The organism is Pectobacterium sp. F1-1 (assembly GCF_025643735.1).
Lineage (GTDB): Bacteria > Pseudomonadota > Gammaproteobacteria > Enterobacterales > Enterobacteriaceae > Pectobacterium > Pectobacterium colocasium.
The window spans coordinates 2,596,380-2,612,140 of the sequence record NZ_CP104733.1 but is presented as its reverse complement, the minus strand read 5'-3'; the positions used below and the strand labels follow the sequence as shown (position 1 = coordinate 2,612,140).

Below are 15,761 nucleotides of genomic sequence, written 5' to 3'. Positions count from 1 at the left end.
CTTTACCTTCAATTCAAGATACTATGATAGTGTTGAGCAATTACCTTGAAGTCAAGATAAATGAAAAATTCGACTCGCGAGCGAGAATACGACGCAGTAGATGCCATTCTTGATAAGTGGCGGCGTGAGCGTCCCGATCTGGATGCCAGCCCCATGGGGCCGATTGGACGCCTCCGACGCTGTGCAGTCCTCATGGATCAGCGTCTGGAATCCTGTTTCTCCAGATTTGACCTGAGCAGTTGGGAGTTTGATATGTTGGCGACGCTACGGCGTGCGGGCGCGCCGCATTGCCTCAGCCCAACCGAGCTGTTCTCCACGCTGATGGTGACGTCAGGCACCATGACTCATCGGCTCAAACGCCTTGAAACCCGAGGATTTATCGAACGTGTGCAAAACGCACAGGATGCGCGCAGTACGCTTGTGCAACTCACCGGCACAGGGCTTGAGTTAATTAATCGCGCCGTTGAGGCACACATTGAGAACGAGCGTCAGGTGCTCTCGGTGCTGCCTGCCGATGTGTTGGCTTCTCTTGATGCTAACCTTGCAGCGCTACTGCGAGAGCTGGAAAACTATAACAAAATGAACTGAATGATTTCTGAATACCATGCGTCAATCTGCTGACAGCGCGATGGGCAAGATTTTATTGATAACCGTTACAGCCGACTGCACCGGTGGCAGTTTGACGGCGCCATTACGCTGCGCGCCTCATGTCGTGCTGTGGGTGTACCGCAAAATACGAGACTAGTGCTATACCCGTTGCCCCTGAACAAGGGAAACGGGTTCTGTTACTTCAATATCAAGAAAACCAATCATGCAGTTGCGTTGAAATGCCACCTGGCAAAATATGATGCTCATGATTAGCCTGGATTTCTGGGATATCCCTCCGATGCATGGTTACCTCCTCGTTGGTGTGACTGTGCGATGGGGCTGTTTTACAACCCCTTACTCCATCAATGTTGTCTGTGTACACCTAAAAAAGATGCCCATCTAGCTGCAAAGGCTGTAGACGTTTCTCCCACTCAATTAAATCCGTGTACCACTGTGCGGTAAAGCAGGTCGGCTGTGTTCCCGCCTGCTGATCGGTCGTTAGCACATGAACAATTTCTCTTACTCCATCACGAATGCTGCGTGTCGGTAAAAAACCTAACGTATTTCTCGCATGGGAAAAACAGAGGCGATAATCACGAGTATCCAGAGATAGAGGGCGATGAACGATTTTCACCCCATGAACCTCCTCGGAGATGACGGCTGCAATGTTGTTGATGGTGTGATTTAACGTTTCGCCACCAATATTAAAAACGGGGGACACTGAAAGTGGGAGATCAACCTGTAAGGCGAGTAGTAAGGCACGGGCGACATCCTGAACGTGAATAAACGGACGATGCTGGAGGCCATCGCCATCAACGGTAATGCATTTCTCACGCACTGCCATACGCGTCATGATATTGACGGAGAGATCATAACGCATGCGAGGTGCAAGACCGAACACTGTGGCATTGCGCAGAATGACAGGATGAAAAGTGGTATCGCGCAACTGGAGAAGTTTACGTTCCACATTGAGTTTCAGTTCTGCGTAGAGGCTCTGCGGTTTGCACTCCATTTCCTCATCTGCTGATGTTGTACCAGAACGACCATAAACTGAAGCGGAACTCATATAAATGTAGCGCTGAACGCCCGCCTTTTTTGCCGTATTTGCGAGATGACAAGCGCCCTCGTAGTTGATGGCATGGGTGAGCGTGGATGATATCTGTGCGGCAGGATCGTTGCTTAATCCCGCGAGATCGATGACGGTTTCAACATTATGCAATATATCGGAGGTGATGTAGCGTATATCGCCACGTAGCGTATGGAATTCTGGAGATTGTGGCATTTCTGATATGGGCATGCCGAAGTAAAAGCGATCGAAGGCTACCACGCGGTATCCCTGATTAATTAATAAATGACATAGTGGTATGCCTATGTAGCCACCTGCGCCAGCAACCAGAATGGTGTTTTTCATGCGTGTACTCCTTCAGCGACGTGGTGAGTGATGGAAGAAAGGGCTAATGCGCTAAGCGAGGTAATGATGAGTTCGCATTCTTTCTCCGTCATGTCGTTGTAAATTGGCAATGCCAAAACACATGCAGACAGGTGTTCTGTTTGTGGGAGCGAGACCTGCCGTTTCCCAGCATAGGCGGGCATGAGATGACAGGCCGGTGCGTAATAGCTGCGCACCATGATCCCTTGGGCATGCAGCGCGTGTTGCAGGTCATTACGACTCATACCATAGCGCTTCGCATCTACATAAATGGGTAGATATTGCCATACAGGGCATTGTCCCTCGGGGGGTAAGCAGGGGGTCAGTCCGGGAATGGCAGCCATTCCCGTAATCAGACGCGACGCTGCTTGCCGACGGCATGTTAATTGGGATTCCAGATAAGGAAGTTGTGCCAGCCCGATAATCGCGTTGATCTCACTCATCTTGCCATTCAATCCAGGAAGTACACAGATACCAGATGCATCCTGCCCGAAATTGCGAATCGCTTCGGCACGTTTGATGAGTTCCGCGTCATGACTGCATAGGCAGCCACCTTCAATGGTGTTATATGACTTCGTGGCGTGAAAACTGAAAATTTGTGCATCGCCGAACCCCCCTGTTCGTTGTCCATCAACCGTGGTACCAAATGCAGGAGCACTGTCGATAAACAGACGTAGTCCGTGGGTTCGTGCAATTTGTTGTAATACGGTATAGTCGCTGGCATAGCCATAAACGTCCACCGCGACAATTGCAGTAGTATTCGCCGTGATGCAACGTATGACATCGTTGGGATCCAGTAGTGGGCAATCCTTGCTTTTGATATCAGCGAAAACTGGATTTCCCCCAGCCATCACGACAGCATGAGGCGTGCCAGCAAAGGTAAATGAGGGAACAATAACGTCTTTGCCGTGAATATCGGCTGCCAGTAACAGGGTAATTAATGCCTGCTCTCCGTTACAGAATACGCGTGTAGGAACCGATTGATATTCAGTTAGCCGATTTTCCAATTCGCGAACATAGGGGCCATTGTTAGTAACATTACCTAGGGCAAGACTCTCTTCTATGAGCGACGCGAATGACTCGAAAGGTGGGAAAACCGGCCTGACGATAGGGAGCAAGGGGGAGACTGGAGATTGAGCGCGATCGACACAGGGAACGGGTGCGTGTTTACGCAGCGTGCGCAATCGTATGGTGATGCTGGCACCGATGCTAGCGATCGATGACAGTATTATTCGAGTGCAAAAAAACATGGCGGCACATTGGATAATGAACATCCATTGTGTGTTAGGGAGTGCCAGCAAGAACAGCAATACGACGGTCAGTGAAGCGCCTCCCCAGATAAATAGCAGTTTGTCGCGTGTGGCTGCCCACGATTTTTGTTTATTATCCCCAGCCTGGTGAGTAGTCAACCCTTTGGTTCCCCAACTGACATCATTAATGTTGGCGATGGAGTAGGTTGTCAGATAGAGGCTGAAAATCGGTAATAGAACGAGGTAAAGAGGCATCCAGCGTAGGAACTGTCGCAGATAACTCCATGAATGTAGTCCAATTGCAAGGCAAAGTAGTGACAGAGCTATGCCCATGAGACTAACGCTCTGTATGGATGTTTCCAAAAGTGCCAAGACGAATGCACACCCCAGTAATCCCCCAAGCAACGACATCGCAGCGATGTGGAAGCCCGTTCCAGGCTCGTTATTCAACTTGGCACTACGGCTCATATAGAGGGTTCCGAGCCAGATGACAAGAAAAAGCAGTGCCACACCTATTGCTACGGTGGTGTTAAGTGACGGATTGACGTCTGGCAGGATACGGCTGACAAATGCGTGTACACCTGCCGCGAGCAAAATGGCACTAAATGAGGGCATCATAAATTGAGAAATAAACTGCAACATTCCCCAAAGTAAAGAAAACGTAATATTGCAGCGCCGCATTGGTGAAAGAGAGGGCTGTGTTATCACCTCGGGCAATCGGGATAACGAGTGTAAGCGGGCGGCAATGGTGCTGTTAACCCAGCGCCGTCGTTGACGCAGAAGCTCTATAAAGGTAGGAGCTGGATCCGAGCATACGACGGCATCTTGCTCATAACGTACCCCGCTCCCTTTATAGTGTGTAGCCAGTTCAAAACCCATCACCCGATCTTCCGCTAGAAACAGGTTGCGTTCCAGTAAACCTTGGGGAATTAGCCCACGTAGGTAGGCCTCAATCGGCGCGTGCGGATGTCCATGGTTTTCACAAAATTGGCTCCATCGAACCATACTGCATTGCCCTGGAACCACTTCCAGATAATGCAGGGCACTGCCGATGGCCCAATCACTGACTTTTTCCCACATAAAATCGGCGTATTGCCAATTTTGTGCCAGGTTTGCATCCGTGGGAACTGGGAGCATAACGCGCGTTGTGACGGCTCCACAATAAGGATCTCGCCACATATTTTGTAGCAACGCTATCAAACATGCTGATTCTGTCACCGAGCCTGCATCGATTTGCATGGCAAATTCGGCCTTAACGACACTTCCTACGCCCCAAAAAAACCAGGCGTGGCTGTCCAACTTTCCTGCATTATGATGCTTGTTGGCAAGAAGTAGTGTTATGTTCTGCTCCGGACTTTCAGCTATGCCAGATTGATCACAGCAGCCTAGAATATGAGAAGCGGACTGCTGGCTGATCTGAAGCGTCAACGAATTGCTCTGATGGTTCGGTTTGGGCGCTGGCATGGGCCGTAATCCCAGCGATGCTAAAAGCGAAACCGTTGATGGGTGAGCGCTGTCGGTGCCATCAAGCAGGATGCAAATGATGATGTTGGGCGGACGATTGGCAAACGTTACAGTTAACTCTTGCTGATTACGAACCAGCCCTGCCAGTGTATCGGCAAGCATGTGGGCTGGTTCGTTATACAGCGTTAGGCAAACGAGAATATCGGCTTGTCTGGTGGGGAGGTCTCCACTTATATGGATATTATCACGACAGGATTGCCGGATTTTTGCCAGCATTTGCCAGCTATCCTTATCGGTGATCGTTGTGGAATGGTTAAGTGACATGGTTTTTTTCATATAAAGGGTGTCCCGTAGAAATAAGGCGCTCGGCTAAAGCCGAATATTCAGAGGAGAGATCGGCATTCTCCCTGTCTGAGTCATTGGTAGTTTCCAAAAGCGTTCGGCGACGGCCGCGTATATCGAGCGGAAATCGGTTGAGAAATAAGGATTGCCATCGCTATCTAACTTATCGAGTGGGCTGCGTTCTCCCCAGATACCGCCTTCGACTTGCCCCCCCAATAACAACATTGGCCCGCAGGTACCGTGATCGGTTCCGCCCGATGCATTTTCTTTTGGTCGACGTCCGAACTCTGAGTGCACCATAATCAGACTATCCTGCCAGGCACCAATATCGATGAGCCCTTGCCGTAGCCCCAACATTAACGTTTCTACTTTGCTGAGTTGGCGTTCATGTTCACCGCGCAAATGGCTATGCAGATCGAAGCCAGACAAGCTTATTTTGTATAGCGGTGAACGGACATTATTCTCTATAAGCCAGAGTATCGTCGCCGCTTGGGCATTTTGCGGTTCAATGTAGCCGTCGTGGGTAAATCGGCGAGTGAAATGGTTCTGATTACGCAGCTTATTTTGAATTCGTCGACTTATTATGCTGGTACTCTCCATTAACCGAAGGATGTGTTGTGCGGCTAGTGTGTTTGTATCATTCGTTTGGGCGGAGGCTAGGGTGAAATCGGCACTAAGTAGGGCACGACTATCCTGAAGCGCCAGCGCCTGGATCGTCGGATGGATAAGTAAAGACCGATCGCCAGAGAGAATAATGCCATCAGTATCATGATATCGTTCCTCACGTGAAGAGGTGCTCAGAACGCGGCCAGCCCACCCTGACTTCAGCGTTGGGGTGTCAGCACCATTGGCCCATATTGCGGCGGAACTGAAATGAGACAAGTTGGGAGAAGGGTAACCAACGTCTTGTATTACGGCTAATTCTCCCTTTTGAAATAGATGAGCGAGTCTTTTCCAGGCGATGTTAAAGGCCAAATCGTCGTTTAAGGTGGCATATTCGTGCGCTTTTAACGCTAGCATAGGGCGATAATGTTGATAGAGCGGATCCCGATAGGGAACCAACGTGTTTAACGCATCATTTCCCCCAAATAATTCAATGACGATCAAATTCTTATTTACAGGGATTGTGCTTTTGGTGAACACACGCAGGGGAAGCATTGTTGCCAATATTCCTGCGGCAAGCCCACTGAGAAGTAAACGCCGTGATGGTATAAGGGGTGCTGACATGAACAAATATCCTTATTTATTTCAGATTAAATACAGGGTCAAGTGTTAGTGCCTTTAAGGTCACTGCACTGTTGTCCCAATTGACGGGGGGGCTAAAAGGTGAGAGAGCCAGCAGTGAATGAGCAGGTATGCGAGCGTAAGGCGTCACGTGAGTAGGGAGCCTGCTTCCCAATTGGCTAAATTGCGGTTTTAGGCGACCCGTACCGTATTCGATATTGGCGTTGAGTGGGGTGTTCCGATCTATCAGGCTGGCCGCTTCGCTCCCGATCGGTGTGGTAAGGTCAAAAGATAAACTCAGGTTGCAGTAAAAAGATCCTAATGGTGAGTCTGCAAGGCAGGAGGAACCTTTCGGGATGATCCAACTGGCTTGATGTGGAGAAAAACGATAACCCTTGAAGGAAATCCAATTGATAAATAAGTTAGTGTCGGGTTCATCCGCATCCATCGTAATGGTGACATTTTTCAAGGTTTCGGACCCGTTGGGAAAGGGAATAGTCACTGTTTCCCACATTGGTTTCAGATTTCCCGGCTCGTTGGAGGCTTGCTCTTGCCGGGTATCTACCCCGATCTTTGCAGTAATTCTGGCAAGCTTTTCCCCATTGGCAGTAACGATAAAGTGCGCAGGTAGTCCGCGGCTTTCGGATGAAAAACGCACGATTATCCCATCGTTCTCTGGCTGCGGGCTTTCTACAGCAGACCACAGTCGTGCTAGTACTCTGGTACGATCAACCAGTGTCTTCCCATCAAGCCATCCTATTCCCTCTTCCCATCCCGCCACTGAGGGAGCCATAAATGGGCTTTGCCCCAGAGTCTGAAGATAATCCAGTAGGATGTGTTGATCGGGCAACACCAGCGACAGCGTGCGAGAAAAACCGACGATAAGGTCCAGCGGGGATTTGACCAATGCTCCACGATTGCGCTCGTGCCAAAAAGCTGGACTAAGCAATAATTCACGTATGAACGGTTTCATCGCATAGTCATTGTTACGTAAAATTTGTGCTAATGCGGATACTGTTTCAGGGTCATCGTCTAGGGAAATAAAGGCGCGGTAGAATTTCTTCGCTAAACGAGTGGCGGTTTGGGGCTGCGACAATAAAACATCGACAAGCTGATCGAGCTCCTCGTCGGGAGTTCCCTGAATGCTTTTACCTAATACGATTTTCTCGCCGGGTACCGCTGCACTTGCATTGAATTGATAACGCCATTGTTGTGTGGCGTTCACAGTATGCCCCGCCAGAATACGAGAAACCTGTTTGACGTCATTCTCACTGTAATTACCATCTCCCAGCGTGAAAAGTTCCATCAATTCTCTGGCTAGATTCTCATTAGGATTCTGGCGTGTATTAGAGGTGTTATCCAACCCACTGAGCATCATAGGGTCTTGCAGTATTTTTCGCGTCAGAAGGCGAAAACTCTGGCTACCTACCTGACGAAATAGAGTGAGCTGATCGAAAAAAGGGGCACTGATAAGGGTATTGTCAAACCGTGAAACAAAATGGTTGTGCCAGAACAGCGTAAGGCGATCGGCAAATGGGGTGGGTGTAAGAATCATTTCCTGCACCCACCACGCTTGTAGCTGGTTAATTTCATTGATACGTAAAAAAATCATATTTTGCTCTCGCCAGCCTTTCTGCCAGTAATCTGGATAAGGTTTCTGTACGAAAACAGGGGGAAGAGTATAAAAAGGCGCATCGAGTGTGCTTAGCAGATAATCCACGGCTTGTTCCCGCGTCATATCTTTGAAGCGTTCAATATCCTGTGGGGTTGTGCCAAATCCAGTGCGGTCGACCAGATGGCGTGTTTCTGCAATTGTTAAGGCGATTGCTGAGGTACCGAATGTGAGAGACCACAGCAGAATGAGCATGTTGCATAGACTACTTGCAAAAAATGATGGTCGTGGTTTTCTACGGGTTGATGAGAGCTGCTGTGTATGAAATAGCGTGAGATACACGAATGCAAAACGAGCTTGTTTATGCATGATAGTAGATTATCCCTCAGACGTAATAGAATGATGTGGATATCTACTATGTAAAAGGAGTCGTTGGTTTTCACCTTAGCTGGGGTGATGGAAACCCTGATAAGGTTAAAAATTATGAGTTATTGAGCAGACGTTTTGCCTGAGCGAACTTGTTTTCAAGCGTGCTTTTGGAAATCCCCCTTTTATCGCCATAGTGAGCAATTAATGCCGAAATCACCGCATCCTGAGAGGTGAAAAGTGTATATGCTTGGCCTGAAGGTGAATGTTGATTATATAGGCTAATTAACGCCCCGATAACGGTTAAATATGTACTCTCGCTCCGTTCTCCTAGTGCAGACTGTGTTGAATTCAGCATCGCTGATGCGCAATTAGCTTGTAGTGAAAGGTAATCGTCTTTTATCTTATTATACTGCATTTCAAGATGGTTGTTCTTTATACGCATCACCTCTAATTCGGCCAAAAGTATTTGCACCGAATTTATATTTATTGTTGTAGTTGAGAACCGCTCCTCTGGAGAGAATAAAAAATCAGGCTTCTCATTTGGATAATATGACATCATCCAGTTTTTTAGATCGACATGACGAATGGATAAATCGGGGTCGTTTAAGTCCATAGGGGTTGAACTGATAACGCCGCGTTTGCTATGCCGCAGTTCCCCATTGATGAGTCCATCAAGTACTCTTTCGTGGTTTAATGACAGGTTTGGCCATGTTTGAGTAGATGAATGTAAGAAAATGAGTGGGTTCTCATCGAATTTACTAAGTATTTCCAATTCTGATGACATTAAATTACTCCAACGAATAGCGACCTCTATAGGGCGATAAAATGTTTTTATAATGAGGAAAGGGTAATATTTTGAAAGCATAATGACAATCCTTTTATCATTTCATTTGTGACTGTGTTTATTACAGTGTTCGAACATTTTGTGGTGGCTTTTATGTTTTTTTTGTTTTTGTTATTTCTCCCCGGTTATTTAATAATGTCAGCTTTGCCGAAAGCATTATTAATGATATGCCGAGTTTTTTGTTCACAAAATGCTTTTTTAATCGATGTGTTATTGCTTTTAAATAACCTCAGAACATATCGGTTATTCTTTAATTATACTCCAAATAATTCGAGTTTCAGGAAGGCGGCAAGAGAAGGAATCCCGATGAGCTTACTCAGGTAAGTGATTCGGGCGAGTGACAAACTTGCCATAGGCAGGTTTGAACGCTGCTTGCAGCGGCCCCAACGGGCTGAGGCACACGCCAGTGTGCCGAGTAACGCCGCCAACGTACATGCAGCTTGAAGTATTACGAGTATATATGTTAAAGGGTATGGGGAAGATGATTATGGCTAATATGTATGGGCAGAGAGGGAGAGGGGCGGTGTAAAGTAAAAACAGTGCGCACATTTTTGCGCACTGCATGTGATGCACATCTTTTTTGCTTTTGTCAGTTAATGCGTAATGATGCTATCCAGCGCGCGCAGATGCTCTGGCTGCCACGACAAATCGACTTCGGTGCCGGCTTTCCAGTGTGGCTGGATTTCGCTGGCGGGAAGTTTCACCATAAACTGTGGCTGGCCAGCCACTTCTGTCATCATCCTGACGTGATCGCCCAGATAGATGAACTGCTGAATGCGTGCAGTGACATGCTGCATGCCATTATCGGTATGAGGTGCATTGACGTGAATACGTTCCGGGCGGATGCAAAGCGTAATTTTGCGGCCCGGCGAGCTGGGGCGGACTTTCAGAGCACGCAGCGAGGTGCCGTCGTCCAGGGTTGCCCGGTAGAACGCGCCTTCGGCATCGGCACGTGTGGCGAGCAGCGTATTGTTTTCGCCGATAAACTGCGCCACAAAGGCATTTTCCGGTTTTTCGTAGATATCGCTGGGGCTGTCCATCTGCTGAATCACACCGTCGTTGAACACGGCGACGCGGTTCGACATGGTCATGGCTTCGCTCTGGTCGTGAGTCACGTACACCACGGTTAGCTCCAGTGACTGATGCAGCTCTTTGATTTCCAACTGCATATGCTCGCGCAGCTGTTTATCCAGCGCACCCAGCGGTTCGTCCATCAGTACCAATTTGGGTTCAAAGACCAGCGCCCGAGCCAACGCGACACGCTGCTGTTGGCCGCCAGACATTTGTGCAGGGTAGCGGTCGGCCAGACTGGTGAGCTTCACACGATCCAGTACCCGATCCACTTTCTCTTTGATATCGGCACGGTTCAGGCGACGGATGGACAACGGAAACGCCAGATTCTCTGCCACGGTCATGTGCGGAAACAGGGCGTAGTTCTGAAACACCATGCCGATGTCACGCTGATGTGGCGGGAGATGGTGCAACGGTGCATCGCGCAACAGGATTTCCCCCTGCGTCGGGGTTTCAAACCCGGCGAGCATCATCAAACTGGTAGTTTTTCCCGAGCCGGATGGCCCAAGCAGGGTCAGAAATTCACCTTCACGAATATCCAGATTCAGGTTTTTGACGATCAGGCGGTCGCCGTCATAGGTCTTCTGAACATTCCTGAAGCTGACATAATTTCTCATTTTTTCACTCTCCGGCAGTCACTGTTATTCATAAGAATGCATAAACCATGCCGGATGCTTCGCAAGCAGAAAATACCGTGCTGTGACAAGCTAAAATGCGTTAATTCATCACAATGGGTGCCCCGTCATGGGGCGTGCTGGTATCGGATGGCACCGTGACGGTGCGAATGAGTGGGTATGAAAATGAGATGCGGTCATGCCGTCGGATGAGACGTATTCAGTGCTTGAATACAGGCCACAATCACCGCGAACGCTTGTGTCATTTGCTCTTCTTCCACGCTGGCGTAACCCAGCAGTAAACCACGCTGCTGGGTGGGTTGCAGATAGTAACTGGAAAGCGGTTTAACCATCACGCCACGGCGCAAGATCGCGGCGCTCAGCACAACATCGTCGATGTGGGAAGGCAGGCTGAGCAGCATATGTAGCCCAGCGTTGCTGTTATCCCCAACGTAATCCGCCCCCAGATGCTGCTCAATCAACGACGTCAAGAGGGCGCGGCGTCTGGCATACAGCAGGCGCATACGGCGGATATGTGCAGCGTAGTGGCCTTCGCGGATAAACTGTGCGAGCGTCGCCTGCGTGAGCCAGTGCCCGCCGCGGTAAAGCTCAGAATGGGCTGTCTTCAGCGACGTTGCCAGCAGCGGCGGCAGTACCATGTAGCTGACGCGCAGGCCGGGGTAGAGCGTTTTGCTGAATGTACCGATATAGATCACCGGCGACTGCGTTTGTAGCCCTTGCAGCGCGGGGATCGGACTGCCGGAGAAGCGGAACTCGCTGTCGTAGTCATCTTCCACAACCCAGCAACCGTGCTCCTGCGCCAGTGCCAGCAGCCGTTGACGTCGTGTCAGACTCATCACCGCGCCCAGTGGATATTGATGTGACGGTGTCACGCAAATCAGGCGCGGGATGGCATCGGGCGCAAGCGTTTCCGGCGGTGCAAGCCCTTGTTCATCGACATCGACAGGGGCGACACGCAGGCCGTTAATCGTCAGGACATTGCGAATTCCCCAATAGCAGGGATCTTCAATCCACGCCAAATCACCGGGGTTGCACAGCATTTTAGCCAGCAGATCCATCGCCTGATGGGTACCTTCAGTAATCAGAATCTGTTCCGGCGTGCACTCAACGGAGCGGGCGACGCGCAGGTAATCCACCAGGGCGAGTTGCAGCTCGGGGCAACCGCCAATCGGTGAATAGGACAGTTGTTCGGGACGCACGCGGCGCGTCAGGCGCGTTTGAATGCGTCGCCATAGGTCGTGAGGAAAGCTGGCGATATCCGGAATACCCGGCATAAACGCCCCCCATTGTCGGGCGGAGGCACCGGCATAACCCAGCAGATGCATACCGCGACGCGAAAGCTCATGTTTAGGCTCACGCACGTCGCCCGCCTTGGCACTGTCCACGGGCTGCATATTGCCATCGGGCAACTGTTCCGTGACGAAGGTTCCGCTGCCTTTGCGCGCGTCAATATAGCCTTCAGCCAGTAGCTGTTCATAAGCCGTCAGCACGGTATTGCGCGACAGCGACAACTGCTGTGCCAGATCGCGCGACGACGGTAGGCGCTCGCCAGCGGCAATCGCCCCATCGAGAATCGCGAGCCGAATGCAGTCATATAAACGCTTGTTTAGCGCACCATCGTGCTGGTCGGCTAAACGCTGAAGCAATAAATCGGTCAGAAGTGAGCGCAAAAGTGGATCCTTCAAATATTCAAAACTGGCACTGGATTATAGAACCATCTCACGTCTAAATGACATCATCATCTTGCAACTACACTAACCATTATCGTTTGACTCATCCTCGTTCAACGACTAACAGATGTGTTTGGGATACCGGAGCAGACCATGAAGAATAGCGAACTGAATCAACGCCGTCTGGCCGCCACACCGCGTGGCGTGGGTGTCATGTGTGATTTCTATGCCGAGCGTGCGGAAAACAGCACCCTGTGGGATGTGGAAGGTCGGGAATTTATCGATTTCGCTGCCGGGATTGCGGTACTGAACACTGGCCACCGCCACCCGAAGATTGTCGCGGCAGTGCGCGAGCAGTTAGATCGCTTTACCCATACGGCCTACCAGATTGTGCCTTACGGCAGCTACGTTACACTGGCCGAACGCATCAACGCGCTGGCACCGATTGAGGGCGTAGCAAAAACGACGTTCTTTACCACCGGCGCTGAAGCCGTGGAAAACGCGGTGAAAATCGCCCGCGCGTACACCAAACGCCCCGGCGTCATCGCCTTCAACGCAGCATTTCATGGCCGTACGCTGCTGACCATGACGCTAACGGGCAAAGTGGCACCGTATTCCACAGGGTTCGGGCCGTTCCCTGGTTCCATTTTTCATGCGCTTTATCCAAGTGAGCAACACGGCATCACCGTTGAACAGGCGCTGGAAAGCGTTGAACGCTTGATGCATACCGATATCGCCGCCGATCAGGTGGCTGCCATTCTGCTGGAGCCTGTGCAGGGTGAAGGTGGCTTCAACGTCGCGCCACCGGCCTTCATTAGCGGGCTGCGTAAGCTGTGTGATGAGCACGGCATCCTGCTGATTGCCGATGAAGTGCAGACAGGCTTTGCCCGTACCGGTAAGCTGTTCGCGATGGAGTATTACACAGAGAAAGCCGATCTGATTACGATGGCGAAGAGCCTGGGCGGCGGCTTCCCGATTTCCGGCGTTGTCGGTCGCGCTGATGTCATGGACGCGCCATCGCCGGGTGGACTGGGCGGTACTTATGCGGGGAACCCGCTGTCGGTGGCCTCCGCGCTGGCGGTATTGGATGTGATTGAAGACGAGAAATTGTGCCAGCGGGCACAGCGTCTCGGTGCCGCGCTGGTGGAAACGCTGGAAAATATCAAAGTGCAGTGTCCGGCGCTGGTGGCAATTCGTGCGCAAGGGTCAATGGTGGCGGCAGAATTTAACGACCCGCACACGGGTAAACCATCGGCAGAGCTAACACGTCAATTTCAGAAACGCGCGTTGGAAGCGGGTCTACTGCTGCTAACCTGTGGCGTACATGGCAACGTGATCCGCTTCCTGTATCCGTTAACGGTGCCTGACGATCAGTTCAGCAAGGCCATGAGCATTCTGACGCGCGTATTAACACGATAGAAGAGAAGCTATGCAACTGAAAACGTTACTGAAACAACAAACCTTATTCCGTCAACACTGCCTGATTGACGGCGAGTGGCAAGACAGCCAAAGCGGTGAACGTCTGGATGTGACCAATCCGGCGACGGGCGAGGTGCTGGGGTCGGTATCGCTCGTGACGGTGTCACAAACCGAGCAGGCGATTGCCGCGGCTGAACGGGCGCTGATTGAATGGCGTAAGAAGACAGGAAAAGAACGTGCCGCGCTGTTGCAGGCGTGGGCGCGCCTGATTATGGACAATCAGGATGACCTGGCTACGCTGTTGACGGCAGAGCAGGGAAAACCGCTGGCGGAAGCCAGGGGCGAAATCGCCTATGCGACCAGCTTCATTGATTGGTTTGCGGAAGAAGCCAAGCGCATTGAAGGCAGCGTGCTGCAATCCCCGCAGGGGCAGCAGCGTCTACTGGTGATTAAGCAGCCCATTGGCGTGTGTGCGGCGATTACGCCGTGGAATTTCCCGGCGGCGATGATTACGCGTAAGGTTGGGCCCGCGCTGGCGGCAGGTTGCTCCATGATCGTTAAACCTGCCGAGCAAACGCCGTTTACCGCGCTGGCGCTGGCGGAACTGGCGCAGCAGGCTGGTATTCCGCGCGGCGTCTTGCAGGTCATCGTTGGTGATGCGCAGTCGGTCGGTAAAGTGCTGTGCGATAGCCCGGTGGTACGTAAACTGAGCTTTACCGGTTCGACGGAAGTGGGTCGTATCCTGATGGCGCAAAGCGCGCCAACAGTGAAAAAGCTGTCGCTGGAACTGGGCGGCAACGCGCCGTTTATCGTATTCGATGATGCTGATGTGGAGCAGGCGGTAAAGGGCATTCTGGCCTCCAAGTTCCGCAACAGTGGACAAACCTGCGTTTGTGCCAACCGGATCTACGTGCAGGACGGTATTTATCCAACGCTGGTCGAACGGCTGGTTGAGGAAGTACGCAAATTGAAGGTTGGCGACGGTACGCAACCGGGCGTGACGCAGGGGCCGCTGATTGATGCTGATGCGGTCAGTAAGGTTGAACAACACATTGCCGATGCGTTATCGCACGGAGCAACGCTGCTGCTGGGTGGTAAACGTCATGAACTGGGCGGCACGTTCTTCACGCCAACCATCGTCGGCGGGGTGACGCGCGAAATGCGTTTCGCCCGCGAAGAGACGTTCGGACCTGTGGCACCGCTGTTCCGCTTCAGTGATGAGGCCGAGGCAATAGCGATGGCGAACGATACCGAATTTGGGTTGGCGGCCTATGTCTACACGCGTGATGCCGTGCGTCAGTGGACGGTGCCGGAAGCACTGGACTACGGCATGGTCGGCATTAATACCGGGTTGATTTCGAATGAAGTCGCGCCGTTTGGCGGGGTGAAGCAGTCTGGGCTGGGGCGTGAAGGGTCACGGTTCGGTATTGAAGACTATCTGGAAATGAAATATCTCTGCGTCGATCTTTCACGATAGATCGTCAGTAAGAAACGCGTGTCGATAGTCGATATCGGCACGCGTATATTCCAAATAATTCGAGTTTCAGGAAGGCGGCAAGAGAAGGAGTCCCGATGAGCTTACTCAGGTAAGTGATTCGGGTGAGTGAACGCAGCCAACGCACATGCAACTTGAAGTATTACGAATATATACCAGACGCGCAATGCGTTTGGATGGTGCAAGGCAGTCCTGATTTGCACCACAACATGGCAAAAAGGGTGACGTCTTATCAGGTGCAAAGGATCGCCGTGTATCCCTGATGCTTCTCATCACCGTTCCCGCCGCCGCTGTAGCAAAACATCAATAAAATTTTTTAATTGGCACAATTTATGCTCATCTTTTTTTG

General features: G+C 51.0%; 10 protein-coding genes. 3 read left to right on the top strand and 7 right to left on the bottom strand.

Annotated features, from left to right (window positions below; all coding sequences use genetic code 11):
* The first annotated feature begins 60 nt into the window (after nucleotides 1–60).
* Nucleotides 61–588, top strand: a complete 528-nt coding sequence (locus NAL19_RS11510) for a MarR family winged helix-turn-helix transcriptional regulator (protein WP_263057397.1) — start codon at nucleotides 61–63, stop codon at nucleotides 586–588.
* 382 nt (nucleotides 589–970) lie between these two features.
* Here the strand turns inward: NAL19_RS11510 and NAL19_RS11505 are convergent, their stop codons facing one another.
* From NAL19_RS11505 to NAL19_RS11475, 7 genes are all read right to left on the bottom strand, one after another.
* On the bottom strand, nucleotides 971–1,999 hold the full coding sequence (locus NAL19_RS11505) for an NAD-dependent epimerase/dehydratase family protein (protein ID WP_225084823.1): 1,029 nt from the start codon (nucleotides 1,997–1,999) through the stop codon (nucleotides 971–973).
* Nucleotides 1,996–5,067 carry a DegT/DnrJ/EryC1/StrS family aminotransferase gene (locus NAL19_RS11500; protein ID WP_263057396.1) on the bottom strand — a complete coding sequence of 1,024 codons (3,072 nt, stop codon included), beginning with the start codon at nucleotides 5,065–5,067 and terminating at the stop codon, nucleotides 1,996–1,998. Before NAL19_RS11500 ends, NAL19_RS11505 begins: the two co-directional genes overlap by 4 nt.
* A 33-nt stretch (nucleotides 5,068–5,100) precedes the next feature.
* A complete protein-coding gene (locus tag NAL19_RS11495) occupies nucleotides 5,101–6,300 on the bottom strand; it encodes a DUF1501 domain-containing protein (protein WP_263057395.1) in 1,200 nt (399 codons plus the stop codon).
* Nucleotides 6,301–6,316: 16 nt separating this feature from the next.
* Nucleotides 6,317–8,278 (bottom strand): DUF1800 family protein, encoded by a 1,962-nt coding sequence (locus NAL19_RS11490; protein ID WP_263057394.1) that lies wholly within the window; start codon nucleotides 8,276–8,278, stop codon nucleotides 6,317–6,319.
* A 112-nt stretch (nucleotides 8,279–8,390) separates the two neighbouring features.
* Nucleotides 8,391–9,062 (bottom strand): hypothetical protein, encoded by a 672-nt coding sequence (locus tag NAL19_RS11485; protein WP_225084819.1) that lies wholly within the window; start codon nucleotides 9,060–9,062, stop codon nucleotides 8,391–8,393.
* 653 nt (nucleotides 9,063–9,715) lie between these two features.
* Nucleotides 9,716–10,810 (bottom strand): ABC transporter ATP-binding protein, encoded by a 1,095-nt coding sequence (locus NAL19_RS11480; protein ID WP_225084818.1) that lies wholly within the window; start codon nucleotides 10,808–10,810, stop codon nucleotides 9,716–9,718.
* A gap of 194 nt (nucleotides 10,811–11,004) precedes the next feature.
* Nucleotides 11,005–12,498 carry a PLP-dependent aminotransferase family protein gene (locus NAL19_RS11475; protein WP_225084817.1) on the bottom strand — a complete coding sequence of 498 codons (1,494 nt, stop codon included), beginning with the start codon at nucleotides 12,496–12,498 and terminating at the stop codon, nucleotides 11,005–11,007.
* A 153-nt stretch (nucleotides 12,499–12,651) separates the two neighbouring features.
* Here NAL19_RS11475 and NAL19_RS11470 point away from each other — a divergent pair, with 153 nt between their 5' ends.
* Both NAL19_RS11470 and NAL19_RS11465 read left to right on the top strand, forming a co-directional pair.
* On the top strand, nucleotides 12,652–13,917 hold the full coding sequence (locus NAL19_RS11470; RefSeq protein ID WP_225084816.1) for a 4-aminobutyrate--2-oxoglutarate transaminase: 1,266 nt from the start codon (nucleotides 12,652–12,654) through the stop codon (nucleotides 13,915–13,917).
* 10 nt (nucleotides 13,918–13,927) lie between these two features.
* Complete coding sequence (locus tag NAL19_RS11465; RefSeq protein WP_263057393.1) at nucleotides 13,928–15,394, top strand: NAD-dependent succinate-semialdehyde dehydrogenase; 1,467 nt, start codon at nucleotides 13,928–13,930, stop codon at nucleotides 15,392–15,394.
* Nucleotides 15,395–15,761: the final 367 nt, after the last annotated feature.

Bases quoted from the DNA above. Each gene is read 5' to 3' on its own strand.
- NAL19_RS11510 (WP_263057397.1), top strand. From the start codon at position 61: ATGAAAAATTCGACTCGCGAGCGAGAATACGACGCAGTAGATGCCATT.
- NAL19_RS11505 (WP_225084823.1), bottom strand. From the start codon at position 1,999: ATGAAAAACACCATTCTGGTTGCTGGCGCAGGTGGCTACATAGGCATA.
- NAL19_RS11500 (WP_263057396.1), bottom strand. From the start codon at position 5,067: ATGAAAAAAACCATGTCACTTAACCATTCCACAACGATCACCGATAAG.
- NAL19_RS11495 (WP_263057395.1), bottom strand. From the start codon at position 6,300: ATGTCAGCACCCCTTATACCATCACGGCGTTTACTTCTCAGTGGGCTT.
- NAL19_RS11490 (WP_263057394.1), bottom strand. From the start codon at position 8,278: ATGCATAAACAAGCTCGTTTTGCATTCGTGTATCTCACGCTATTTCAT.
- NAL19_RS11485 (WP_225084819.1), bottom strand. From the start codon at position 9,062: ATGTCATCAGAATTGGAAATACTTAGTAAATTCGATGAGAACCCACTC.
- NAL19_RS11480 (WP_225084818.1), bottom strand. From the start codon at position 10,810: ATGAGAAATTATGTCAGCTTCAGGAATGTTCAGAAGACCTATGACGGC.
- NAL19_RS11470 (WP_225084816.1), top strand. From the start codon at position 12,652: ATGAAGAATAGCGAACTGAATCAACGCCGTCTGGCCGCCACACCGCGT.
- NAL19_RS11465 (WP_263057393.1), top strand. From the start codon at position 13,928: ATGCAACTGAAAACGTTACTGAAACAACAAACCTTATTCCGTCAACAC.